The sequence below is a fragment of the Syntrophorhabdaceae bacterium genome, assembly GCA_036504895.1.
Lineage (GTDB): Bacteria > Desulfobacterota > Syntrophorhabdia > Syntrophorhabdales > Syntrophorhabdaceae > PNOM01.
Genome location: DASXUJ010000066.1, coordinates 1 through 23,526 on the forward strand (window position 1 = coordinate 1; position 23,526 = coordinate 23,526).

20 protein-coding genes are annotated in these 23,526 nt (G+C 58.0%); 7 read left to right on the forward strand and 13 right to left on the reverse strand.

The features are described from left to right. The first annotated feature begins 329 nt into the window (after positions 1-329). Positions 330-1,040 carry a hypothetical protein gene (locus VGJ94_09220; GenBank protein HEY3276787.1) on the forward strand — a complete coding sequence of 237 codons (711 nt, stop codon included), beginning with the start codon at positions 330-332 and terminating at the stop codon, positions 1,038-1,040. Positions 1,041-1,054: 14 nt separating this feature from the next. Here VGJ94_09220 and VGJ94_09225 read toward each other — a convergent pair whose 3' ends face one another. From VGJ94_09225 to VGJ94_09260, 8 genes are all read right to left on the reverse strand, one after another. Then, positions 1,055-2,029: a hypothetical protein gene (locus VGJ94_09225; protein ID HEY3276788.1), complete on the reverse strand. Its 975-nt coding sequence runs from the start codon at positions 2,027-2,029 to the stop codon at positions 1,055-1,057. Between the two features lie 233 nt (positions 2,030-2,262). Continuing rightward, a complete protein-coding gene (locus VGJ94_09230) occupies positions 2,263-3,366 on the reverse strand; it encodes a phospholipase A (protein ID HEY3276789.1) in 1,104 nt (367 codons plus the stop codon). Between the two features lie 5 nt (positions 3,367-3,371). Continuing rightward, positions 3,372-3,950 (reverse strand): hypothetical protein, encoded by a 579-nt coding sequence (locus tag VGJ94_09235; protein HEY3276790.1) that lies wholly within the window; start codon positions 3,948-3,950, stop codon positions 3,372-3,374. A gap of 59 nt (positions 3,951-4,009) precedes the next feature. Further along, a complete protein-coding gene (gene groL, locus VGJ94_09240) occupies positions 4,010-5,653 on the reverse strand; it encodes a chaperonin GroEL (protein HEY3276791.1) in 1,644 nt (547 codons plus the stop codon). Positions 5,654-5,670: 17 nt separating this feature from the next. Next, complete coding sequence (gene groES / locus VGJ94_09245) at positions 5,671-5,961, reverse strand: co-chaperone GroES (GenBank protein HEY3276792.1); 291 nt, start codon at positions 5,959-5,961, stop codon at positions 5,671-5,673. A gap of 101 nt (positions 5,962-6,062) precedes the next feature. Then, positions 6,063-6,842, reverse strand: coding sequence for a hypothetical protein (locus VGJ94_09250; GenBank protein ID HEY3276793.1), 780 nt, complete (start codon positions 6,840-6,842; stop codon positions 6,063-6,065). Continuing rightward, on the reverse strand, positions 6,842-7,780 hold the full coding sequence (locus VGJ94_09255) for a DnaJ C-terminal domain-containing protein (GenBank protein ID HEY3276794.1): 939 nt from the start codon (positions 7,778-7,780) through the stop codon (positions 6,842-6,844). The genes VGJ94_09250 and VGJ94_09255 overlap by 1 nt, the downstream gene beginning before the upstream one ends. After that, entirely contained in the window at positions 7,770-8,606 is an 837-nt protein-coding gene (locus tag VGJ94_09260) for an ARMT1-like domain-containing protein (protein HEY3276795.1), read from the reverse strand. Before VGJ94_09260 ends, VGJ94_09255 begins: the two co-directional genes overlap by 11 nt. A 240-nt stretch (positions 8,607-8,846) precedes the next feature. On the opposite strand from VGJ94_09260, the gene VGJ94_09265 reads away from it, so the two are divergent. Further along, positions 8,847-9,191, forward strand: a complete 345-nt coding sequence (locus VGJ94_09265; GenBank protein ID HEY3276796.1) for a phage holin family protein — start codon at positions 8,847-8,849, stop codon at positions 9,189-9,191. A gap of 64 nt (positions 9,192-9,255) precedes the next feature. Here VGJ94_09265 and VGJ94_09270 read toward each other — a convergent pair whose 3' ends face one another. Further along, the gene (locus VGJ94_09270; GenBank protein ID HEY3276797.1) at positions 9,256-10,005 is read right to left on the reverse strand and encodes a 4Fe-4S binding protein; all 750 of its coding nucleotides are present in this window, start codon (positions 10,003-10,005) and stop codon (positions 9,256-9,258) included. A 680-nt stretch (positions 10,006-10,685) separates the two neighbouring features. On the opposite strand from VGJ94_09270, the gene VGJ94_09275 reads away from it, so the two are divergent. Beyond that, positions 10,686-12,545 carry a PAS domain S-box protein gene (locus VGJ94_09275; GenBank protein ID HEY3276798.1) on the forward strand — a complete coding sequence of 620 codons (1,860 nt, stop codon included), beginning with the start codon at positions 10,686-10,688 and terminating at the stop codon, positions 12,543-12,545. A gap of 4 nt (positions 12,546-12,549) precedes the next feature. On the opposite strand, the gene VGJ94_09280 is transcribed toward VGJ94_09275, so the two are convergent. Next, positions 12,550-13,119 carry a DUF3237 domain-containing protein gene (locus VGJ94_09280; protein ID HEY3276799.1) on the reverse strand — a complete coding sequence of 190 codons (570 nt, stop codon included), beginning with the start codon at positions 13,117-13,119 and terminating at the stop codon, positions 12,550-12,552. A gap of 217 nt (positions 13,120-13,336) precedes the next feature. Between VGJ94_09280 and VGJ94_09285 the strand changes: the two genes are divergently transcribed. From VGJ94_09285 to VGJ94_09295, 3 genes are all read left to right on the forward strand, one after another. Continuing rightward, positions 13,337-14,899: a sigma 54-interacting transcriptional regulator gene (locus VGJ94_09285; GenBank protein ID HEY3276800.1), complete on the forward strand. Its 1,563-nt coding sequence runs from the start codon at positions 13,337-13,339 to the stop codon at positions 14,897-14,899. A 289-nt stretch (positions 14,900-15,188) separates the two neighbouring features. After that, the gene (locus tag VGJ94_09290) at positions 15,189-18,284 is read left to right on the forward strand and encodes a PAS domain S-box protein (GenBank protein ID HEY3276801.1); all 3,096 of its coding nucleotides are present in this window, start codon (positions 15,189-15,191) and stop codon (positions 18,282-18,284) included. Between the two features lie 87 nt (positions 18,285-18,371). Further along, positions 18,372-19,940: a response regulator gene (locus VGJ94_09295; protein ID HEY3276802.1), complete on the forward strand. Its 1,569-nt coding sequence runs from the start codon at positions 18,372-18,374 to the stop codon at positions 19,938-19,940. 2 nt (positions 19,941-19,942) lie between these two features. Here VGJ94_09295 and VGJ94_09300 read toward each other — a convergent pair whose 3' ends face one another. Then, positions 19,943-20,410, reverse strand: a complete 468-nt coding sequence (locus VGJ94_09300) for a YbhB/YbcL family Raf kinase inhibitor-like protein (protein HEY3276803.1) — start codon at positions 20,408-20,410, stop codon at positions 19,943-19,945. A 408-nt stretch (positions 20,411-20,818) separates the two neighbouring features. On the opposite strand from VGJ94_09300, the gene leuA reads away from it, so the two are divergent. Continuing rightward, the gene (gene leuA / locus VGJ94_09305) at positions 20,819-22,486 is read left to right on the forward strand and encodes a 2-isopropylmalate synthase (GenBank protein HEY3276804.1); all 1,668 of its coding nucleotides are present in this window, start codon (positions 20,819-20,821) and stop codon (positions 22,484-22,486) included. A gap of 1 nt (position 22,487) precedes the next feature. On the opposite strand, the gene VGJ94_09310 is transcribed toward leuA, so the two are convergent. After that, entirely contained in the window at positions 22,488-23,276 is a 789-nt protein-coding gene (locus VGJ94_09310) for an enoyl-CoA hydratase-related protein (protein ID HEY3276805.1), read from the reverse strand. A gap of 65 nt (positions 23,277-23,341) precedes the next feature. Continuing rightward, a partial coding sequence (locus VGJ94_09315; GenBank protein HEY3276806.1) for a hypothetical protein occupies positions 23,342-23,526 on the reverse strand: 185 nt, incomplete at its 5' end.

Sequence of the window (23,526 nt, forward strand, 5' to 3'; positions counted from 1 at the left end):
AGCGGGGTTTAAACGAAGGTGAAATGACAACTCGTCTGCGTGATGTAGCCCGCACCGCGGGCGAGAAGGGGAGGCTCCGATAGCTTTTGCTATCGGAGGGGGCGACGCGAGCCCCTATAACGGAGCGCAAAAAAGTCCCCACATCCAATTACGATTCAGAGCGGGGTTTAAACGAAGGTGAAATGACAACTCGTCTGCGTGATGTAGCCCGCACCGCGGGCGAGAAGGGGAGGCTCCGATAGCTTTTGCTATCGGAGGGGGCGACGCGAGCCCCTATAATTGCGCTCACCTGCGTTGACAAGAGGTGGAAGCGGCGTTATCGGTAAAATATGTCACTCTTCTCTCGATTACTCCTCCTTTTTCTTTCGCTCCTTTCCTGCTCACCCTTATTCGGGCAGGCATCCCAGGACTGGCGCGCTATTCTCGACAAGGTGGAGAGGGCATACGCGCCGATCCGCGACTATCGGGTCGAGGTAGAAGTCAAAAACTATGGAGAGGGCGGCTCAGTCGAAGAGGAGCATTTTTTCTATACCTTCCGAAGGCCCAAATCAATACGCCTCGATTTCCTTTCACCCCATCCCGGCCTGGTAGTCATCTATCCGGATAAAAACGGCAAGGTGGCAGTACGGGGACTCGTCCCCTTCTTTACCCTCCGCCTCGCGTTGGATAACCGGCTTCTGAGGAAATCTTCCGGCCAGACCATCGACACGTCGGATGTGGGGCACATGATTGACCATATACGAGCTGCCTGCACGAATGAGCGAAGAGGACCTGTGGAGGCGTGGGAGGGTAATGAAGAGGCAATTATACGGGTACTTGCCCTCGACCATTTCCGGAGAGATCGGGAGATCCTGTATCAGTTCACTATCGATACCCGCTCATGGCTGCCGAGGGAGGTGAGAGAGACCACGGCGGGAGGCAAGGTGGAGAGGATCGCCCAGTTTAGAAATCCGGAACTGAACATGGGGGTCCCCGAGAGCCTTTTTCGTTTCGACAAGGAGAAGGGGCACGGAAAAAAGGACGAAACACAGGACCCGTGAGAGGGCTGTGCGGGCTACCTCAAATGACCGAGGAAGAGTGCCGCATCTCGGAGCGGCACTTCCACGCCTATCCTTCGCGAATTCCTCTTTAATATGAGCGCATCTTTCAGTGCAAGGGCTTCGTCTCGCCTGAGCTTATCCATCACCCTCCTCTCCCCGTCCATCCACCTGAATTCCCTGAACAGGGCCTTTTCATACCCGGAGCGGTCATTCCAATAGTCGAGGAGGAGCTGGGCCGACCGCATGCCCGAGACAATGCCGTCCCCCGTGAGAGGCGCGACGCAGCCGATCGACTCCCCCACGCCCCACACCTCCGGGCCTCCATTGCGGGACTCGACGACGGGGCCCGACCGATGGACCCCTGTGAGGCGGATCTTGCCCGTGCAGGAGCAGACCACGTCCAGGGGAAATCTCTCTTTCATCCACCCCAGGTTTTTAAGCACACTTCGCGCGTCGGCGAGAAGGCAGCCGCACCCTATGTGGTATTCGGCGGAAGAAAGGGGGAAAGACCACGCATAGCCGATCTTTCCCAGCTTTATGCGGTGTTCCAGGGGGGATTTCGCCCTTACCCGGTATTGGACGCAGGTAAGGACGATGTCGTCCTTGATGGGCGGCAAAAAAGCCCGCGCCGCGCCCGTGGCATCGATAATCCGGTCGTATCCCATTCTTTCCGGCTCGGACTGCAACACCCGGGCACCGCGGAGCAGGTCTTGTATGAGTCGTTGCTTATCGAAAATCGTCAGGTCCACTTTAATCCTCATGCCGTCCATCATGAGGTGGTCGGACCGGTTGAGCACGTAACCCGCGGGATCGAGGCCCGTTACCCGGACAAGCTCCTCAAAGCCCTTCGATGTGCCCCACGCGCACGGGTTTATGCCGCAGCGCGTAGGGGAACCTATATCGAACAGGTCGATATCCCCTATTCTGGAATGGAGTAGGCGATAAAGGTAGGCGCCCGCCATACCGGCGCCCATGATGGCTATTTTCACGATTCCCCTCCGGGGAAAGAAGGTACGCAGGAGAGGAAGCGGCATTTCCCGCGTGCCTGCGGTGAAGGGCGGAAGAGGCAATGAAGTGGTTGAGCGCGTCCATACATGGTTCGACTCCCGGAAACAGTGGTGTAGGGGCGGTGAGCCCCTATCTCGGACATAGAGAAGGACCCTGTCTATAATATTTGACCAGGGGGAGTGGAAATCAAGGGGAGAGGCACGCCGCTGTCGCCCTACCAGTCTTTGAGCATGAAGCCCAGGCTTATCCGGTTCACCGTGTTGTCGTAATCGATAAGGCTTTCGCCGTAGCCGTTAAAATATTGGATATAACCGGCGAGCTTATCCGTGTTGACAAAGGGCAGGGGAAAGCTCCAGTCGAGCTGGATCGCGCCCTTGTTGTTGACCCTCATATTATTGCGGACCATGGCGGCGAAGCGGTGCTCCCTCCAATAATAAAAGGCCCACAACTCGCCGTTGCCCATAAATTTCGTGATGTCGGGGTTATCGTCGTCGCTGGCGTTTTCAGGTATCCTGTACCATGTCTTCACGAGAAAACCGAGTTTGTCCCTCTCAAAGCCGAAATTGGCCACGATGCGGTTCCAGCTCCTGGAAAGGGGATTGGCGCGGCCGTTGGACTGGTGATTGACGCCGAAATTGATGATCCTGCCCTTGAGACCCAAGAACCTATAATCGGTGCGGAAATTGAGGAGAATTTCGGGCTCGTAGTTCGTCTCCCGGAAAGGCGCGGAAAAGGCCGAGTTGTACAGCTGCCAGAAGGCGAGCTGGGTGTAGCCGAACCAGAGATCGACGTCTTTGCCGAAGAGGTCCTGCCACAGCTTGATCTTAAAGCTGATCTGGAACTTCGCCTCCAAATGCTGGGGCCTGGCCTGACTGTCCACATCGAGACCGGGAGACTGGTTGAGAGTCGAGCGGTAGGCCATGGGGAGCAAGTAATTGGGGCGATATCCCCTAATGAGTGCGCCTTTTGACCGGCTTTTTTCGTCAAGCTCCCACTGGCGCGACATGACGGAAGGCTCCGGAGCTGTCACCACGGGAGCATTCGCCATTTCCTTTACCGTCTCCTGCGGGGGCAGCGACTTTTCCGGTGTTATGGCAGTCCGACTGGTGTTCGGAGACGGGGAAGGACGTCCCGTGACTCCATCGAAACATCTGAGCCGGGAGGAGTCATCCTCGATCTGCGCACATTCCCCCATTTTTTGTGATAAGCCGGCAGCCTGCGCCGGGAGGGACAGGAGAAGGGCCGCCAGGAATAAAATGGCCCCCGGCAAAGGCTTTATCAGGAGAAGGACCCCGGTGTGTCGCGGCAATCGGTCCATTCCACCTAACCGGTCAGGGTAAAACCGAAGAGCGGGTGTGTCGACCTCTCCACTGCTTCCCTCATGCGGCGCACATAGTCGGGTCGGACCTCGTCCTTCCACCCGGGCAAGCCGCCACGAAAGACGTACCTCACGAGCTCGTGAAACCCGTACCTGGTGAAGGAGTATTCTCCAAAAAAGATCGAGGCCCCCGAACCGTCCATTGACGCGGTCAGCACCGTCAGGGGGGCGTAGCGCGCGATAAGCTCTTCCATGACCCCCCGCGTGCGAAATCCTTCCGGATTCTGCTTGAATCCCGAGGGCTCCCTGGGGAAGGGGTAGAGCCTGTAGGTGTCGCCGAGAAATCCCCGGTAGTCGATCCCGTGAATCGCCCCCATGAGGTTCCCCCTCTCCTTTTCCGGGAGGATGTAGGCGGCAAGCTCGACCCCGGCCGGCCCGGAAGGATGAAGGGCGAGGCCCGCGACCAGGTCTGCAAAATCCCGGGCAAAGAAGAAATACTGGTTGAGGAGCATCATGTCCGTTTCTATATTGAAGAAGCCGAAGGCGACCTCGCCGTGACTCGAAGATTGAAATGAAAGGGGCACCGGACCTCCTGGGAAAAAAATCGGGGGGCTGAAGAGCCCCCCGGGGTGAATCGTCTTTTTTAGTACATACCGTCCATACCGCCCATACCTCCGGGAGGCATACCAGGCATACCGCCGGCGCCCTTCTCCTTCGGCTTCTCGGCGATCATGCAATCCGTGGTGAGAAGAAGTGCCGCAACGGACGCCGCATTCTGCAGTGCGGTCCTCGCGACCTTCGTGGGATCGATAATGCCCGCTTCCTGCATATCGTCGACGAATACTTCCTTAGACGCGTCGAATCCGAAGCCGCCCTTGCCGTTCTTCACCTTCTCGATGATGATCGAGCCGTCGTGACCGGCATTCTGGGCGATCCATCTGAGCGGGTCTTCCAGGGCCTTCTTCACGATCTGAATGCCGAACTGTCTCTCCCCTTCGAGCTTTATTGCATCCAGGGCAGGGAGGCATCTCATGAAGGCAACGCCGCCGCCGGGGATAATACCTTCTTCCACCGCGGCCTTCGTGGCATTCAATGCATCTTCCACGCGGGCCTTCTTCTCTTTCATTTCAGACTCCGTTGCCGCGCCCACATTGATCACGGCCACGCCGCCGACCAACTTTGCAAGTCTTTCCTGGAGTTTCTCCCTGTCGTAATCGGAGGTCGTCTCGTCGATCTGGGTTCGGATCTGTTTTACCCGCGCCTCGATCTCTTTCTTGTCCCCTGCGCCGTCCACGATCGTGGTGTTGTCCTTGTCGATCACGACCCTCTTTGCCGAGCCGAGGTCCTTAAGGGATATGCTCTCGAGCTTGATCCCCAGCTCTTCGGAGATTACCTGGCCGCCCGTGAGAATCGCGATGTCTTCAAGCATTGCTTTGCGTCTGTCGCCGAAACCCGGGGCCTTTACGGCCGCGACTTTCAGAGTCCCTCTCAGCTTGTTGACGACCAGTGTTGCGAGGGCTTCGCCTTCCACGTCTTCGGAGATGATAAGGAGCGTGCGACCCATCTTTGCAACCTGTTCCAGGATGGGGAGAAGGTCTTTCATGTTGCTTACCTTCTTCTCATTGATGAGCATCAGGGGTTCGTCGAGGACCGCTTCCATTTTCTCGGGGTTGGTGACAAAATAGGGGGAGATATATCCCTTGTCGAACTGCATGCCTTCGACGATCTCGAGGGTGGTCTCCATGCTCTTCGCTTCTTCGACCGTGATGACGCCCTCTTTCCCTACTTTGGCCATGGCCTCGGCGATAATGTTGCCGATCCCTTCGTCGTTATTCGCGGAAATCGTGCCCACCTGGGCGATCTCTTTCTGGTCTTTCGTCGGTTTGGAGACCTTTTTGAGCTCTGCGATAATGATCTCGACAGCCTTATCGATGCCTCTTTTCAGCTCCATGGGGTTATGGCCCGCTGCAACAAGCTTCGCGCCCTCCCGGTAGATCGACTGGGCAAGGACCGTGGCGGTCGTGGTGCCGTCGCCGGCCACGTCGCTTGTCTTGCTCGCCACTTCTTTTACCATCTGGGCGCCCATATTCTCGAACTTGTCTTCGAGCTCTATTTCCTTCGCCACGGTGACGCCGTCTTTCGTGACATTGGGGGATCCGAAGGTTTTTTCGAGAATTACGTTTCTTCCTTTAGGCCCGAGAGTCACTTTGACTGCATCGGCGAGGGTATTCACGCCCTTGAGGAGGGACTCGCGCACCCTCTGATCGTATATAATATCTTTAGCCATCCTGTGTTCCTCCTTTCTTAGTCTTCTACGATTCCGAGGATGTCGTCTTCTCTCAGAATAAGATGCTCTTCGCCGTCCACCTTGATCTCCGTTCCGGAGTATTTCCCGAAGAGGATTTTGTCGCCCGGTTTCACGGTGAGGGCCGCTTTCTGGCCGTTTTCAAGGACTTTACCGTCACCTACCGCTACTACGATACCTTCCTGAGGTTTCTCCTTCGCCGCGTCGGGGATAATGATGCCGCCCTTCGTCTTCTCTTCTTCCTGGATCCTCTTGATAAGGACCCTGTCCTGTAATGGTTTCACCTTCATCGTATCACGCTCCTTCCTGGGATTTAATGATTGGCAATAAGCCTGATTGATTGCTAAAGATAGTATAGGGATACGAACGTATTCTTGTCAATACCCGGAAATTAAATTTTCATCAACAAATTTACGCCGTCTTTATACCACCTGGAGAAGTGGTGATTTTCATGCGTATTGGCCAGCCGGTCGGACTGGATCGCCCGGAAAACCTCGTCCTTATCGAGGATGACGCCATATTCCATTTCAGCCTGTGTGGCGAGCCGGTCTATCATGGCCCCCAGGACCTTCTCCTTCTCTTCTCCGCAGAGCCAGAGGCCCCACCACTCGTTGAAAAGGTCTCTGATCTTTTTTGCGGGCTTGTCGTAATAGCTGGCAAGGCAGGGAAGCCAGGTCTTGAGGCACGCCCTCGATTGGTCGAAGATCTCCTCCACCTGGGGATGGTGCTCCATCACGTCCATCTCGACCCTGATCTTCTGGATGAAGCCCTGGATAATGGCTTCAGGGCCGTGCTTTTTCACATAGACCTTCTCTTTCAGGGTGTTCCACACTTCGATCACCGGGTAAATCTCCATGTTATCCTTCGAATAATCGATAATCTCGAGATTGCGTATGGACGGCTTTGTCTTCTCCGGCACCCCGTAGAGCAGGAGCCCGAGAAGGTCGGAGACCACGTGCATGAGGAGCGACCTGTTGCGGGGCCTGAGCACCGGGAACATATAGCAGATGAACTCGTTGAGCTCCAGGACCTCCACGAGGTGGTCCTTCTTATATTTAGGGTCGAGGTGCTTGATCGCGTCGACGGCGAGGGTGACCGTGCACATGGGGAGGAGATCCTCCTTGTTACGCACGAATTCACACACATCGAGGATATGCCGTCGCGGCAGCATCAGAGACCCTCCCGCCTCAGCTCCTCGACGAGCGTTTTCTGCTTCTCCGTCAGCTTCTTCGGGACCTCCACCACGACCTGTACGTACTGATCCCCCGCTGCCCCTTTGCCGTCAGGGACGCCAAGCCCCTTGAGACGCACCTTGGCATTGCCCTTGGTGCCGGCAGGTATCTTCACCCGCTTATGGCCGTCGATGGAGGGTACCTCCACCTCCGCGCCGAGCAGCGCGTCGGTGATCTTGATTTCTTTGGTGACGTAGAGGTCGTTGCCCGTTCTTTTAAATACAGGATGATCTCCCACTTTTATCGTAATATAGAGGTCGCCCTGCATCCCCGTACGGGGGTCGGCGTTCCCTTTTCCCTGGAGCCTGAGCTTCTTGCCTGTAGAGATGCCGGCGGGTATCTTTACGTTCACCTCTTCGGTTCCCATGGGCGTGGCAAAGGAAACCTTTTTCTGGCTGCCTTTTACGGCATCCATAAAAGGTATCTCGAGCTCGTAATGGATGTCGAGGCCCGGCTCGGGACCCCCCTGCTGCGGATGGGTGATGAAATCACGGAAGTCGTAGTTCTGCTGCTGCCGTTGCCTGCCTCCTCCCCTGCCCGCCTGGCGGCCGAAAATGGTGGTGAACATATCGCCGCCGCCGAAGCCGAGGTCTTTAAAGAGGTCTCCCATGCTGAATCCCCTGAAGATGTCTTCTTCGGAGTACCTCTGCTGAAAACCGCCCATGCCGTAGGTATCGTATTGGGTCCTCTTGTCCTTATCGGAGAGGACCGCATAGGCCTCGCTTATCTCCTTGAACTTTTCTTCCGCGGCCTTGTCGCCGGGATTCTTGTCGGGATGGTACTTGAGGGCGAGCTTACGGTACGCCTTCTTCATCTCCTCTTCGGATGCCCCTCTCGCGATGCCCAGAATCTCGTAATAATCTTTCTTACCCGCCATTTTCCTCTCCGAGTGAAATAGTGATATAGGAGCCTACGGGGCGGCCCACGTCTTCCGCCACGGCCTCGCATTTTATTTTCATAATGTGAATAATCGTCCGGCCGGGGTCAAACTGGGAGATGGTCTCGTAATTTCCCATGCCTTTCGCGATGACCACGCCGTCTGCCTCCCAGAGATTTTTCACCGCTCCGGTGATCTGCTCCCGCGTGATGCCTACCTCCGCAGTGCCCGTGGAAATGATATTCCCGTGCATTTCCCCGAGTTGATAGGAGGCAACCTCTTTCATGGACAGATCGTTCTGCACGGGGTGCTCCCGTACCGCGTAAAAGACATGCCTGCCGAGGCCCTCGAGGAACCGTATAAGGGGGATGTCAAAGAAAAAATCTCCCACGTTATCCCCCAGAATAAGGGCCATCCCCTTTTTAGTATAAATCTCCTCTTCGATTTTATCCAGATCGATATAAAAGCGGAAATCGTCGGGGTCAAAAGCCCCCTCCACGAAAAAGTCGGTGGAGTTTCCCAGGGCCGAGCTTGTGAGCGCTCCGAGTAAAGTAGGCTCGAAACGGCTTTCAAGGCGCACTCTCGCCGAGCGGGCCCTCTCCAGCTCGATTTTCTTAATAGGCTCGAAAGGGTCGTAGCACCCGGTACGCTCTTTGATATGAGCAAGGAGCCTGTTCGCAATGGCAGGCGGCGTGGCATGAGCGGCATAAAGACGATCGAGGAGCCCGATCGTGGAGGAAAAAGCCGCCCCGTCCCCCCCGGAAAGTGAGACGGTCTTCTCAACCAGCCCCCGAAGACAGCCATAACATCGCGCAGTAACGTCCATAATTGAAAAAGAATAACATAAAGGCAGTCGCTAGTCTCTAGTCGTTAGTAAAAAGGCAGTCGCTAGTCGCTAGTCTCTAGTCGCTAGTAGAAAAACTGTAGAGGCAGTGATCACTCGCGGTCCCGGGTGGAATTAGAGAGCTGAATTGCTATGATTTTGACTAGAGACTAGAGACTAGAGACTGCCTTTTTACTCTTTTCACTAGCGACTTGCGACTAGAGACTATATACTGTCTTTATCATGCGTCTTCTTCTTCGTTGGCTGATTATGACGGTCTCCGTGATCGCGGCGACCTATGTGATCCCCGGGGTGGCGGTAGAAGGTTTTCTCACCGCGCTGTGGGTGGCGCTTTTCCTCGGTATCGTCAATGCCCTTGTCAGGCCGGTGCTTATTTTGGTCACCCTTCCCATCAATATTCTGACCCTCGGCCTTTTTACCTTCGTCATCAATGCCTTCCTCATATTGCTTGCGTCCTGGGTGGTGGACGGCTTTCGGGTGAGCGGCTTCTGGGCCGCCATGTTTTTCAGTATCGTCCTGTCCCTCATCAACTATATATTGAGCCATATCCTGAGAACCGACAAGTAATCTCGGGAAGGTGGGATCCGGGGACCTTGCGGCCCCCGGTCAAATGAAGGGTGCGGCGGTATGGTCATGCGGCCGCCGGCGTGCGCCTGAGGATCTCTCCCCGCGCGCTTACCACGGCCACTTCCAGGGGCACTTTTTTGCCTGACCGTGCGAGCCCCTCCTTTACGATGAGGGGCAGTTTGGAGCAGCACGGCACTTCCATAATGAGGATCGTCACGTCGGACACACCCGAGGAGAGAAAGATCTCTTTGAACTTTTCGACGTACGCCTCGGTTTCGTCGAACTTCGGGCAACCTATGAGTACGGCCCGGTCCTTCAGGAAATCCCGGTGAAAATTCGGATACGCCACGGGTGTGCAATCCGCAGCCACCAGCAGGTGGGCGCCCTTCAGAAACGGTGCGGTGGGCGGCACGAGCCGGATCTGGACCGGCCAGTGGGAAAGGGCCGAAGGGCTCGCTCCCGTTTCGGCAGGGGCTTCTCCGGTATGTCCGCGGGGCTCGAGGATCCGGATATGGGTCGACGGGCATCCGCAGGCCATGGGTTCCGCAGGCACTGCGGTTTCCGGTTTCCCCCCTTTCAGGCGCTCTTCCACGGCTTCCGCGTCAAAGGCGTCGGCTTCTCTCTCCACTATCGCAAGGGCGCCTTCGGGGCACTCGCCAATACATGCGCCGAGCCCGTCACAGTAAATCTCCTTCACGACCCGCGCCTTTCCGTCGATAATCTCGATCGCAGCCTCCGCACACGCCGTGGCGCAGAGCCCGCATCCGCTGCACCTCTCTTCGTCGATCTCGATTATATTTCTCTTTATCTTCATCTTCCGTCTCCTCGCACGCATTTTATCTTTCGGCCCCGCGTTTCCGCCCATGGCCTCTCTTTCATGATCAAAGTATAAGCCCCGACAGCGCAGGGAGACATGACTTAAGTCAAAAAGCACGCAATCCCCGTCTCCGACGATTTAAATAAATCATAAAATGTGTGACAAAGATCACGGATCGATACAACGGAAAGATGGTATAGAAACTGATACGCCACAGGATGGATAAAAACCCCGGTAGCGGGGCTCGTTGTCGCGGGCTTCATGTGTCATCGCTTCAGAATCTGTAAACAGCGGATCGCCCACAGGGAGGACAGTCACGCTCGGTGTTATCTCGCTCTTCTCCGGTCCGGAGCTTCAACGTTCCGGGCCTCCTCCCTGTTTCCCGCCACCTCTTCCGGGTCCCCCTCTTAAAAAAACCTTAATAAAAAATCCTTTTCTCCGATAACCTCATTATCAAGCGTACAAGACTATCCCGGCCATGGACAAGGAGTTGGGAGACCGGGATGGGATCGTTCTCCTGCATTTTATTATTTAAAGGGGAGTATTGTGTGTGAAGAGACAACGCCAGGGGGGGTGCGCGAGTGGACAGGACTGCAACAACTGATCGGAATATGAGAAAGCCCTTTATGCGGGGCGTGGCGGGGCACACGCGGCGGGAGGCGTCCCTTGTCAGACGGATGAAAAGACACGACAGGGCGCTCACGGAACACGGGCAGCAATACCGGGAGAAGGCCGGCTCTCTTCCTCGGGCGCTCGCCGAATTCGATGTACGCCGCGAGGGCGGCACTGCATGGGTATCGGTCAACGCCCGGGCCGTGCGGGCCGATTCAGGGAAATTCCTCTCCTACGAGGGCACCTTCGAGGATATTGCCGCGCGCATACGCATCGAACAAGCCCTGCGCGGCTCGGAAGAGAAATTTTCCAAGGCTTTTAACGCGCTGCCCGTTCCATTAAGCATCATCTCCGTCAAAGACGGGCGGTACATAGAGGTCAATGAGGCCTTTGAGCTTTTGTGGGGGTACGAAAGGAGCGACGTTATCGGCCGCTCCCATCTCGAGCTCGGGATGTGGACGAGCATCGAGCAATGGGAATTCCTGGTTCGCCTGATATCCGCCCAAAAAAGGGTCGCCAACCTCGAGCTCCTCCTCTGCGCGAAAACGGGGGAAGAGAAGATCGTCCTTTGTTCCGCGGAGATGATAGAGCTGGCCGGGGAGCCGTGCATCCTCTTTTTGCACGTGGATATCACGGAGCGGAAACAGACCGAGGAGGCCCTTCGCAGGACGAACTCGTATAACAGGAGCCTTATCGAAGCGGGCCTCGACCCCCTCGTCATGATCGGCCCCGACGGCAGGATCAGCGACGTGAACAGCGCCGGGGAGCAGATCACGGGAAGGTCGAGGCAGGACCTCATAGGCACCGACTTCTCCGATTATTTCACGGAGCCTGAAAAGGCGCGGGCCGTGTACTGGCGGGTATTCCGGGACGGGCAGGTGCGCGACGTTCCTCTTGACCTCAGGCATTGCGACGGCCGGGTCGCCTCGGTCCTCTATAATGCCTCCGTCTATTGGGATGAGGACGGCAGTGTGATCGGCGTGGCCGCGGCAGCGCGGGACATCACGGAGCGCAGGCAGGCCGAAATGCGCCTCAGGGAATCGGAGGAGCGCTACCGCACGGCAATCGAGCATTCCAACGATGGGGTCGCCCTCACCCGGCGGGGCGTGCACCTTTACGTGAACCGGAAGTTCCTGGAAATATTCGGATATAGCGGGCCGGAAGACATCATCGGCAATGCCACCCACAAAGAGGTACACCCCGATGACCGCGAGATGGTGATGGAATACGATCGGAAGAGGCGTCGCGGCGAGGAGGCGCCGGCCCGCTATGAATATAAAGGCATAAAAAAGGACGGGTCGGTAATCTTCGTGGAGGCCTCCGTGGCGTCCACCGTCTTCAGGGGAGAGCCCGCATCCCTTGCATATCTCAGGGACATTACGGAACGCAAGGAGATGGAGGAAAAGCTGAGGACCCTCTCCATCGAGGACGAGCTGACCGGCCTTCACAACCGGCGCGGCTTCATGACCCTTTCAGCGCAGCAGCTCAAGGCGGCACAAAGACGGAAGGAGCACATGGCGCTCATCTTCATGGACCTCGACGGCTTAAAATCGATAAACGATACCAGGGGTCACCAGGAAGGCGATAGGATGCTTATCGCGGCCGCACAGGTCCTTCAAAACGCATTCAGGGGGTCCGATATCATAGGCCGCATGGGAGGCGACGAATTTGCCGTGCTCACCCCATATGACACGGGCGCAGACGCCGAAGGGCTTATGGACCGCGCGCGGGCTGCCGTGGAGGAGTATAACGGCTCAGGCGCTCTCCCCTACAGGCTGTCCATGAGCCTGGGCGCCGCCCTGTACGACCCGGAAAAGCCGCGCTCCCTCGACGAGCTTATAGAGGCAGCGGACGCGGCAATGTACCGGGATAAAAAAAAGAAGGGGCCAAGGCCCCGAAAGGCCCCAGCCCCTACAGGTGAATAGGGGGCTATTTTACGAGGTAGCCGTCGTATACGACCGCATTGCCGAGACGCATGGCGAAGGCGATCCCGATGTGCCTGTTCAGGTAATCATATTTCTTCGAGCTTGTCTCGAACTGCATGGTTACCCTGAAATTATAGAGGTTCGGGTCCACCGGCTCTCCTTTGGCCACTTTTGCCATCACTTCGGGGGGACCGAAACGATACCCCTTCGTCTGGAGGTAGACGTACTCCCCGTCGTCCGTCTGAAGAAGGTAACGGGTATCGATGATGGCGAGACCGTCCTTGGTGACGATCTGCCAGTCGGCGCCGTTATTCAGGATCTTGCCTTTGAAGTTGGGGCCTTCGAACTTGCCGCCCGTAATGGGGATGATGCGACGTTTGCCGAGGTCGGAGGTCACGCCGAGCTCCCAGATGGGGGCGACGAGGTCGACAGACCAGCGCCCCAGGAATTCGAGTTTCGGCTTCGGCGGCTCAAAACCCTTGGTGTCGGCCACGGTCCCGGCCGTCTGAGCCATACAGATTGCCGGTACTGCGATGGCGATGATCAATGCGATGATGGTAATCCACTTTTTCATACTCTCCTCCTTAAATTAAAGTGATATGTGATACCGGTATAAGAAAATCTAAGACAAGAAAAGGGCAAAAGCCGTGCCGCAAAGCATAATTCCATAATTACCTTGTCTTAGAAATCAATTAGTCGCCCCGATTGCCTATTATCGCAATTTGTATTGCCTTATTTGGCGATGACGGTATATTATTGCCTTATTTCGCACTTCAGGAGGGAGGAAGAAGATGGATGAAAATGAGTTTTTCCGCAAGGCCTCGATCCATCTCTCGAGCAGCCTCGATATCGCCACGGCCCTCCACAGGTGCCTCCTCTTCCTGAGGGAGCACATGCCCGTGGATGTGATGATAATCTGGCTCTATGAGGAGAGCATGGGAGGGCTCCGCAGGATCGCGGCGGCCACCCCGGAAGAGGGGAGAAACAGCGACACCATCATGCTTCTGTCACAGGACGTGCGGGAGAGGCTCCTGAGAATGGACGTTCCTCATGCCATCATCGAGCGCCCTGACCTGAGCCCCGTGGCGGTGAGGATCGTCAACCATCCCGACGGGGATCCCGTGGGCCGGAGCCTCAGACATTATTTTGAGCCCCCCGACTATTCGGCCCTCCTCATGTACCTGTCGATAGAGGGGCGGAAGATGGGCACACTCTTCGTGCGCGCCGAAGGCAGGGACCGGTATACGGAGGAGCACGCCCGGATGCTCGCCGCCCTCGAGGAGCCCTTTGCCCTTGTGGTATCCCATGCTCTGCTCAGGGAAGAGGGGGAGAAGCTCAAGGACCAGAGGGCCGAGGACAACCGCTTCCTCCATGGGGAGATCATGCGCATGATCGGAGATCAGATCGTGGGGGGCGATTACGGGCTCAAAGGGGTGATGGAGATGGTGCGCCAGGTGGCGCACCGGAGTAGCCCCGTCCTGCTCCGGGGAGAGACCGGCGCGGGCAAGGACGTGATCGCGGGCGCCATCCACCGCTTCTCCTCCTTCAGGGACGGCCCGTTCATCAAGGTCAACTGCGGCGCCATCCCCGAATCCCTGGTGGACAGCGAGCTCTTCGGCCACGAAAAAGGCGCCTTCACCGGCGCAATCGCCCAAAAAAGGGGATGCTTCGAGAGGGCGGACAAGGGCACTATTTTTCTCGATGAGATCGGGGACCTGCCCCTTCAGTCCCAGGTAAGGCTCTTAAGGGTGCTCCAGTATAAGGAGATACAGCGGGTTGGCGGCTCCAGCCCGATTCCGGTCGATATACGAATCATCGCCGCCACCCACCGGAACCTTGAAGCAATGGTGGAGAAGGAGGCATTCCGGGAGGACCTCTGGTTCAGGCTCAACGTCTTCCCCATCTTCATCCCCCCCTTAAGAAGGAGGAAGGCCGATATCCCCGCCCTCGTCCACCACCTCCTCGCGAAGAAGGCCAGGGACCTGAAGCTCGATACAATCCCGGTCCTGGCCCCAGGCACCATAGACCGCCTTATGGAGTACCACTGGCCCGGCAATGTGCGGGAGCTCGAGAACGTGATCGAGCGGGCCCTGATCCTCGGCACACGCGACACCCTCACTGCCGACGCCTTTCTTTTCCGGGAAGAGAAGCCCCGGGGCGCTTCGGAAGAGGGGGGCCCCATGCTCACCCTCGATAATGCGATGGCCCGCCACATCAGAAATGCCCTTGCCCTTAGCGAGGGGAAAGTCCACGGGCCGGACGGCGCGGCCCGCCTCCTCAATGTCAACGCAAGCACGCTCCGGAACAGAATGGACAAGCTGGGAATCGTCTACGGCAGGGCGAAAGAGAAATAAGTCAAAATATCGGTTCACTTTTGTTGGGGCTGTGCTAAAATGAACTGGGAGAACCCCATGAGCCCTCAGCCGGATTTTGCAAGATTCCCGGGAAGAATAATAAACAGAACATCCCCCTTTATAATTATAGTTATATGCCTGTCCACACGCGTCGGGCGAAGAGCATTCCGGCGAAAGGGGGGAGTTGTGTTGGCGGCAGGGGGCGCTTCGGGATTTTTACCGGCTCCAGATCAATAGGGTTGGTTTTGTAAGGGGAAGAGCATTCGCGTCAAGAGAAACAGGGGGGGACTTGAAGACGCATATCAGACCGGAGGCACCACGGGTGGCGGCGCGACTCGCGACGCGACACCGGAAGAGCACCAAGGCGCGGGCAAGGGTCCGGCGCCTGGCAGGCGGGCTCCTCGCCCGCGGGGCGATCACGCTTCTTGCGGCCCTCCTCCTGATTATCGCCTCGGGCCCTTGTGCAGCCGCACCCCGGGTCTTTGTCATTCATTCCTATCATTCGGGCCTCGAATGGACCGATTCCGTAATGGACGGGATCAGGAAGACCTTTGCCGGGAGCGGCTCCGACATTCAAATGAGCGCAGAATACCTCGACACCCGCCGATTCGTGGACGCCCGGAGGAGCGGCATTATAAAAGATGCGATCATCGCCACCCTCGAAGGCGGTTCTTTCGACCTTGTCATTGCCTGCGATAATGATGCCCTTTCTTTTGTGCTCTCCGAGAGGGAGAGGCTCTTCCCGGGGGTGCCGGTGGTCTTTGTCGGGGTCAACCACTTCGACCCGTCCATGCTGAAAGGCCATCGGGATATCACGGGCGTGGCCGAAGAACCCTCCATCGCCGAGACGGTCGGCTTGGCCACAAGGCTTCACCCGGGGACCACAAAGATCATTGTAGTGGGTCGCACCTCCATGGCTGCGGACAAGGCGAACCGGGACAGTTTTGTCGCTGCCCTGCCGCGCCTTCCCCCGGACCTGAAAATAGAATTTTGGGATGATCTTTCCCTTATGGAGCTGGACAAGGGGCTCATGAAGCTCCGGAAAGGGGAGGTCGTCTTCCTCAACGGTCTCATAATGGATGAGGCCGGCCGGCAGATGATGTATGGAGAGAGCACGAAATGGGTCCGCCGTCGCAGCGCCGTGCCCCTCTACTCGTTCTGGGACGTCTACCTGGGGTATGGGATCGTGGGGGGAAAGCTGGTGAGCGGATACGAGCAGGGCCGGCAGGGCGCGGTGCTCGCCTTACGGATTCTCGGAGGCGAGAGGCCCGGGTCGATCCCCGTGGTCCAGGCATCGGATGTGAACCGTTATATGCTCGACTACAGGGAGACGGAGAGATTCCGAATCCCTCTCTCCGCCGTTCCGAAGGATGTAGTTTTCGTAAACCGCCCCGACTCGATCTACCGCAGTCATCGCGAGTTCATACTCACCACCGCGGCGGTGATCCTCGCCTTGAGCGGCCTCGTCATCCTCCTGGGCGTTACCATGATCCGGCGAAGAAGGGCGGAGGAGGCGCTCAGGCAGGCCAATCTCGTGGTAGAAAGCAGTCCCGCCGTGCTCTTCCGCTGGAAGGCGGCCCAGGGGTGGCCCGTGGAGCTCGTCTCCGGGAATGTGACCCGCTTCGGATACCGGCAGGAGGAGCTGCTCTCGGGCCGGCTGGCCTATGCTGCCCTTGTCCATCCCGACGACCTGGCACGGGTGAAGGCGGAAGTGGATGCATACACTGCCTCAGGCGCTGAAGACTTCGAGCAGGAATACCGGCTGGTCAGCAGAGCAGGTCAGGTGCGGTGGATTTATGACCGCACGTCCATCGAAAGGGAGCCCTCCGGCGCAGTTGCCGCATATCAGGGCATTGTGATGGACGTGACGGAGCGCAAGGAGGCGGAGAGGAAGCTGGGTGAAAAAACAGAGGAGCTGGACCGTTTCTTTACCGTTGCCCTCGACCTTCTCTGCATTGCCGATATGGAAGGCTTTTTCCGCCGCCTCAACCCCCAGTGGGAAGTGGTCCTCGGCTATCCCCTCTCGGAGCTGGAAGGGAGAAGCTTTTTTGAGCTCATCCATCCCGACGACAGGGAGTCGACCCGTCAGGCGGTCGAAGAGTTGGCGTCCCAGAGGGCAGTAACGGGCTTTGTGAACCGTTATCGCTGTGCGGACGGCTCGTACCGCTGGTTTGAGTGGCGCTCTTATCCCGTGGGAGACTTCATCTATGCCGCGGCCCGCGACATTACCGAGCGCAGGCAGACGGAAGAGGCATTGAAGAAGAGCGAGGAAAAATACCGCGATATCTTCGAAAGGGCTGCGGAGGGCATTTTCCAGAGCACCCCTGAGGGGAGGTTCTTAAGCGTCAACCCGTCCTTCGCCCAGATGCTCGGATACGATTCACCGGATGAATTAGTGGCCCTCGTCACGGATATCGGAGCCCAGCTCTACGTCCATCCCGAGGAGCGGCTCCGCTTTACCGGGGAACTCGAGAGTTCGGCATCGGTAATCGCGGGCTTTGAGCACGAATTCTACAGGAAGGACGGAGGCATAATCTGGATATCCACCAATGCCCGCGCGGTGCGCGACCCCGGGGGGAGGGTGCTCTACTTTGAGGGCACCTCCGAAAATATCACGGCCCGTAAGATCGCGGAAAGGGAGATACATCGCCTCAATGAGGACCTGGAGCGCAGGGTGGAGCAGCGGACCACGGAGCTCCAGGCCGCCAACAAGGAGCTTGAGGCCTTCTCCTACTCGGTCTCTCACGACCTTCGGGCCCCTCTTCGGGCAATCGACGGATATGCGAGGATTATAATGGAAGAGTACGCCCCTGTCCTTGACGCGGAGGGACAGAGGCAATGCGCGGTCATTCAGGAGAACGTCTCCCGCATGGGGCGCCTCATCGACGACCTCCTTGCCTTCTCCCGTTTGGGCCGCGCCGGCATCGAGCCCGTGGCCGTCGATATGGAGCTGACGGCCCGCTCGGTGTTTTATGAAATCACGACGCCCGAGGCCAGGGAGCGTATCGAGTTCACTCTCAATCCCCTTCCCCCGGCACTGGCAGATCCGGCGCTCATCCGGCAGGTCTGGGTCAACCTGCTTTCAAATGCGGTTAAATTTTCGTCAAAGAGAGACATTGCGAAGATCGAGGTGAGCGCTTTTCCGGGCGCCACAGAGCACGTCTATTTCGTGCGGGACAACGGCGCGGGTTTCGACATGAATTATAAGGACAAGCTTTTCGGTGTGTTCCAGCGTCTTCATAGTGAGCGCGAATTTGAAGGGACCGGCGCGGGTCTGGCCATCGTGCGAAGGATCATCAATCTCCACGGCGGCCGGGTCCGGGCAGAGGGCGCACCGGACGAAGGGGCGGAGTTTTCCTTCACCCTGCCCGCCGAAAGAGAATGAGCACACGTCATTTCGCCGGAAGAGCGGAGCCGTCCGAAGGGGGAACGCCGGTTTTGAGAAAGATTACATGCACAGGAGAGAGCCGCCATGGATGAATTGCTCCATATACTCCTCGTCGAAGACCTGCCCGCTGACGCGGAGCTGGCCCGGCGGGAGGTCCTCAAGACCCTGAATTCGTGCACCTTCGCATGTGTCGAGACACGGGAGGATTATCTGGCTGCGTTGAAGTCCTCCCCTCCCGACCTCATCATCTCCGATTACAGGATGCCGCGCTTTGACGGGCTGACCGCACTGAGGCTGGCCCTCGAGCATGCGCCCCTTACGCCGGTCATAATCCTGACCGGGGCGATGAACGAGGACACGGCAGTGGAATGCATGAAGGCGGGCGCCACGGACTATGTGATCAAGGAGCATATCAAGCGCCTCGGCCACGCGGTGCTCCATGCCCTGGAGGAGAAAAAGCTCAGGAGGGAGCGCAGGGCCGCAAAAGCGGAGAATGAGAGGCTGCAGCAGCAGCTCCTTCAATCCCAAAAAATCGAGTCCCTCGGTCGTTTGGCAGGGGGCGTGGCACACGATTTCAACAACATGCTGACCGTGATTCTCGGCAATGTGGACCTCATAAAAAGGGAGTTGTCTGCGGATCATCCCCTCCTGATGAGATTGGGGGAGATCGAAAAGGCGGCGGTCCAATCCCGGGCCCTCACGCGACAGCTCCTCGCCTTTTCGAGAAAGGAGGTGATCGAGCCCAGGACGATAGACCTCAACGAGCTGATCTCAGCAACCCGCAATACCATTGCCCGCCTCGCGGGAGAGGACATCGGACTTACCTTCCGCCCCTGGGAAGACCTGTGGCACATCAGGGCCGATCCTTCCCAGGTGGACCGTGTTCTCGTCAACCTTGCGCTCAATTCCCGCGATGCCATGCCCGGGGGAGGGAATATTCTCATCGAGACGGCAAATGTCTTTCTCGACGACGATTTTTGCAGGGACCATCCCGGGACAACAGGCGGGGAATATGTGCTCCTTTCAGTGTCGGATGACGGGGCCGGGATGGAGAGGGAGGCCCTCGACCACCTTTTCGAGCCCTTCTTTACCACCAAAGAGGTGGGCAAAGGCACGGGGCTGGGGTTGGCCACGGTCTACGGCATCGTGAGGCAGAACCGGGGACTGCTCGACGTGGAGAGCGAGCCCGGCCGGGGCACGCGGGTTAAGGTCTATATGCCGAAAGAAGAGGGGGAGGCGGAGCTTCAGGGAAAGGAAGAAGAAAGGCCTTTTGCCCCTCCCCGAAGCCATAGGATCCTTCTGGTCGAAGACAATGAGATGGTGCGCACCATGGTCGCGACCATGCTCGAGGCCCTGGGCCACTCCGTGGTGATCGCCGATACGCCTTTCGCCGCCCTCGCCCTGTGCGAGGAGGGGAAGACGGGGATCGACCTCCTCCTTACCGACGTGGTCATGCCCGGCATGAGCGGCAAGGAGCTGAGGGACCGGGTCGCGACGTTGATGCCCGGGGTCAAGGTGCTCTTCATGTCGGGCTACACGGCAGACATCGTCATCGCGAGGGGCGGCCTCGAGGAGCACGTCCGTTTCATCCAGAAGCCCTTCAGCCCCGAGATCCTGGCCGGAAAGATAACAGAAACCATGGAGGGGGAATAACCCTACTGCCCGTATTTTCCCGTGATCGTGGCGGACGCCAGGACCTTTCCATCCAGGGCCTTATTGAACGCAGGAAGGGATGTCCCCGCCGGCAAACCGAGCTTTTCGACGCGTAAGGCATAGACGGTGACCACGTAAGGGTGCTCTCCCGAGCCCGCCGGCGGCTGGGGCCCTCCGTACCCGACAGTGCCGAAGGAATTTCTGAGCTCGATCGTGCCCGCGGGCATCCCCTTCGCAGACGCCCCCTCCTCGAGCGAGGTCGTCCGGGCGGGAATATCGATGACCATCCAGTGCACCCAATTCCGGGCCACCGGGTGAGGGTCGACCATGGAAAGGGCAAAGGATTTCGTGCCCTCAGGGGCACTCTTCCAGGTGAGGGGCAGGGAGATATTCTTACCTCCTGCGCCGGTCATTACATAATCTTTGGGAATTTTGCCATTGTCCTTAAAGGCGGAAGACATAAGCTCCATTGCGTTACCTCCTGTGGGAGACGCTTCAATTAAGAAGAAGGTCCCCAAGAAAAGAAAAATCAACCACTGCCGGAAAAAACAGGCCCCACCGCCCCGGCTCTTTGCCGCCCCGCTCATGGAAGGAATCTAATCCCGGAGCGACGCAGAATCAATGTACGAAACAGGCCACTCGAGACTTCCCGCATTGACAACCCGCCTCTTTCCGGAGTAGACTATTTCATCATGATGGCTATACGACTTCTCCCCCTATCCCTTCGACTTTGCAGCTCTTTTTTAACCGGAGCTGTTGCAGGGGAGGTCTTTAGGCCGCTCGCATGAGATAACCCGCAACACCGCGTGGAATTTAAGGCCACGGGCTTCGGTCCGTGGCCTTTTTTATTTTCTTTATTTTATTAAAGGAGGAAACCCATGAAACCCGAGGCGGTTCGCAAGTACAGAGCATACGAGGGAGTTGAGCTTTCGGAGAGGACCTGGCCCGGCCGCACGATCGAGGCCGCGCCCCGCTGGTGCAGCGTCGATCTGAGGGACGGCAACCAGGCCCTTATCGATCCCATGTCTTTGAAGGAGAAAGGCGAGATCTTTACCCTCCTCGTGGCCATGGGATTCAAGGAGATCGAAGTCGGCTTTCCCTCCGCGTCGCAGACGGAGTTCGATTTCCTGCGCCTCCTCATCGAGGAGGGTCTCATTCCGGACGACGTGACCGTCCAGGTCCTGACCCAGGCAAGGAGACACCTGATCGACAAGACCTTCGACGCGATCAGGGGCGCGAAACGGGCCATCGTCCACCTCTACAATTCCACATCCGAGCTGCAGCGCCGCGTGGTGTTCAAGAAGGAGAAGGCGGGGATCATACGCCTTGCCGTGGACGGGGCACGGATGATCCGGGAGGAGGCGGAAAAATTCGAAGGGGGCGAGATCGTCTACCAGTATAGCCCCGAAAGCTTTACGGGCACGGAGCTCGATTTTTCACTCGCCATATGCGAGGCGGTGGCCGGGGTGTGGGCGCCGACCGGGCAGCGGCCCATGATCGTCAACCTGCCCGCAACCGTGGAGATGTCGACCCCCAACGTCTATGCGGACCGGATCGAATGGTTCTCGACCCACGTGAGCGGGAGGGAGGGGATTATTCTCTCCGTCCATCCCCACAATGACCGGGGCACCGCGGTGGCCGCGGCGGAGCTGGCCCTCATGGCGGGCGCGGAGCGGATCGAGGGGACCCTCTTCGGCAACGGCGAGCGTACCGGCAACGTGGACATCGTGACCCTTGCCCTCAACATGGCCTCCCAGGGGGTGGACCCCTGTCTCGACCTCTCCGATATGAACAGGATCATCGAGACCTGTGAGAGATGCACGAGGATCCCCGTCCACATCCGTCACCCCTATGCAGGCAGCCTCGTCTACACTGCCTTCTCCGGTTCCCACCAGGACGCCATTCACAAGGGGATGAAAATATATGAAGAGACGAAGCCCCCCTACTGGGAGGTACCCTACCTCCCCATCGATCCTACCGACCTGGGCAGGACCTATGAGTCGATCATCAGGATCAACAGCCAGTCCGGGAAGGGCGGCATCGCCCATGTGCTGGAAAAGGAGTACGGTCTGATTCTGCCCAGGGCCATGCACCCCGAATTTGCCGCGGTGATTCAGGAATTGACGGATCGGGAAGGCACCGAGATATCCCCCGGGCGGATCATGAAGGCATTCGAGGAGGAATATTTGGACCAAGAGGGCGCAATCAGCCTTACGAGCTGCAGGGTGGCCGACGGGGGAGGCGAGAATGCCACGGTTGAGGCCGTCCTCGCGCTCCACGGGACGGAAAGGCAGGTCCGGGGCGAGGGAAACGGCCCCATCGACGCCTTTGCGGCGGCCCTCAAAAAGATCGGCATCGAATTCAGGGTGACCGGCTATCACGAGCATGCCCTGTCCGAGGGCTCCGACTCGATTGCCGCGGCATATGTGTGCGTGGAAGAGCCGTCGGGACAAAGCCGCTGGGGCGCGGGGCAAGACCGCAATATCCATCTCGCCTCATACAAGGCGATTTTGAGTGCCCTCGGAAGGTCGACGAAGAGGGCTTAAATTATCTGCCTTCGAATTTCGGCGGTCTTTTTTCGAGAAAGGCCCTGGCCGCCTCCTGGTGGTCCTCCGTCTCCGACAGGAGCGATTCCTGGGAAGAGATATAATCCAGGTGGGCCCTGAGCGTACTCGTCTGCCCCTGGTAGACGGCCCGTTTCATCATCCGTACCGCAAGGGGCGGCTTGGCTGCGATGGTGCGGGCGAGGGTCAGGGTCTCTTCCATCAGTTTCTCGTGGGGCGCCACGCGGCTGACGATGCCCAGGCTGAGGGCCTGCTCGGGCTTGAGCACTTCTCCCGTCCAGAGGAGCTCAAGGGCCCGGGACGTGCCCACCAGGCGGGGAAGGTAAAAGGCCCCCCCGTCGCCGGGGACGAGGCCCATATTGATATAGGATTCGGCGAGGCGGGCCTTGTCGGAGCAGACCCTGAGGTCGCACATGAGCGCCATGTCGAGGCCCGCGCCCATGGCCGCGCCATTAATGGCGGCAATAACCGGCTTATCGAGATCCTCGAGAATGAGCGCGATCCGGTGCACCCCCTCCCAGAGGAACCGCTTCATATCCCATGACTTGAGCCTTCCCTCCGCCATGTCCCTGATATCGCCGCCTGAGCAGAAGGTCTCCCCCTTGCCGGTCACCACGATGACCCGGACCGACTCGTCCGCCCCCGCCTTCAGAAGAAATTCCCTCCAAAGGGCGATCATCTCCGGGCTGAATGCATTCTTCGCCTCCGGCCGGTTCAGGGTAATAGTAGCGATCCGGTCATGCGCCTCATACAGCACGTGTGCCTCTCCCATACCTTTCCTCCTTCGAATCCCCCGGCCCCGAAATATTTCACCCCGAGAGCCCGGTCAGTCCGTTCCTAAAATGACACAATTCCCAAAAGATCGCAAGGGTACGATGTGAAAAAATTAACATCCCCTATAAAAATTCTAATGATCCTCCCCTTCTCGAATCCCTCCTCTAATCCTTTCCCGTTCAGCAGCTGGACTAGCCCAAGGAGGGGGCGGCCTGGTTCATTTCCGGAGCGTGCACGGGAGATGAACC

Excerpts from the sequence above, each read along its gene's own strand:
- groL (HEY3276791.1), bottom strand. The coding sequence starts at position 5,653 with ATGGCTAAAGATATTATATACGATCAGAGGGTGCGCGAGTCCCTCCTC.
- VGJ94_09310 (HEY3276805.1), bottom strand. The coding sequence starts at position 23,276 with ATGGGAGAGGCACACGTGCTGTATGAGGCGCATGACCGGATCGCTACT.
- VGJ94_09265 (HEY3276796.1), top strand. The coding sequence starts at position 8,847 with ATGCGTCTTCTTCTTCGTTGGCTGATTATGACGGTCTCCGTGATCGCG.
- VGJ94_09300 (HEY3276803.1), bottom strand. The coding sequence starts at position 20,410 with ATGGAGCTTATGTCTTCCGCCTTTAAGGACAATGGCAAAATTCCCAAA.
- VGJ94_09255 (HEY3276794.1), bottom strand. The coding sequence starts at position 7,780 with ATGGCGGGTAAGAAAGATTATTACGAGATTCTGGGCATCGCGAGAGGG.
- VGJ94_09280 (HEY3276799.1), bottom strand. The coding sequence starts at position 13,119 with ATGAAAAAGTGGATTACCATCATCGCATTGATCATCGCCATCGCAGTA.
- VGJ94_09220 (HEY3276787.1), top strand. The coding sequence starts at position 330 with ATGTCACTCTTCTCTCGATTACTCCTCCTTTTTCTTTCGCTCCTTTCC.
- VGJ94_09250 (HEY3276793.1), bottom strand. The coding sequence starts at position 6,842 with ATGCTGCCGCGACGGCATATCCTCGATGTGTGTGAATTCGTGCGTAAC.
- VGJ94_09295 (HEY3276802.1), top strand. The coding sequence starts at position 18,372 with ATGGATGAATTGCTCCATATACTCCTCGTCGAAGACCTGCCCGCTGAC.
- VGJ94_09230 (HEY3276789.1), bottom strand. The coding sequence starts at position 3,366 with ATGGACCGATTGCCGCGACACACCGGGGTCCTTCTCCTGATAAAGCCT.
- VGJ94_09275 (HEY3276798.1), top strand. The coding sequence starts at position 10,686 with ATGAAAAGACACGACAGGGCGCTCACGGAACACGGGCAGCAATACCGG.
- leuA (HEY3276804.1), top strand. The coding sequence starts at position 20,819 with ATGAAACCCGAGGCGGTTCGCAAGTACAGAGCATACGAGGGAGTTGAG.
- VGJ94_09260 (HEY3276795.1), bottom strand. The coding sequence starts at position 8,606 with ATGGACGTTACTGCGCGATGTTATGGCTGTCTTCGGGGGCTGGTTGAG.
- VGJ94_09270 (HEY3276797.1), bottom strand. The coding sequence starts at position 10,005 with ATGAAGATAAAGAGAAATATAATCGAGATCGACGAAGAGAGGTGCAGC.
- VGJ94_09285 (HEY3276800.1), top strand. The coding sequence starts at position 13,337 with ATGGATGAAAATGAGTTTTTCCGCAAGGCCTCGATCCATCTCTCGAGC.
- groES (HEY3276792.1), bottom strand. The coding sequence starts at position 5,961 with ATGAAGGTGAAACCATTACAGGACAGGGTCCTTATCAAGAGGATCCAG.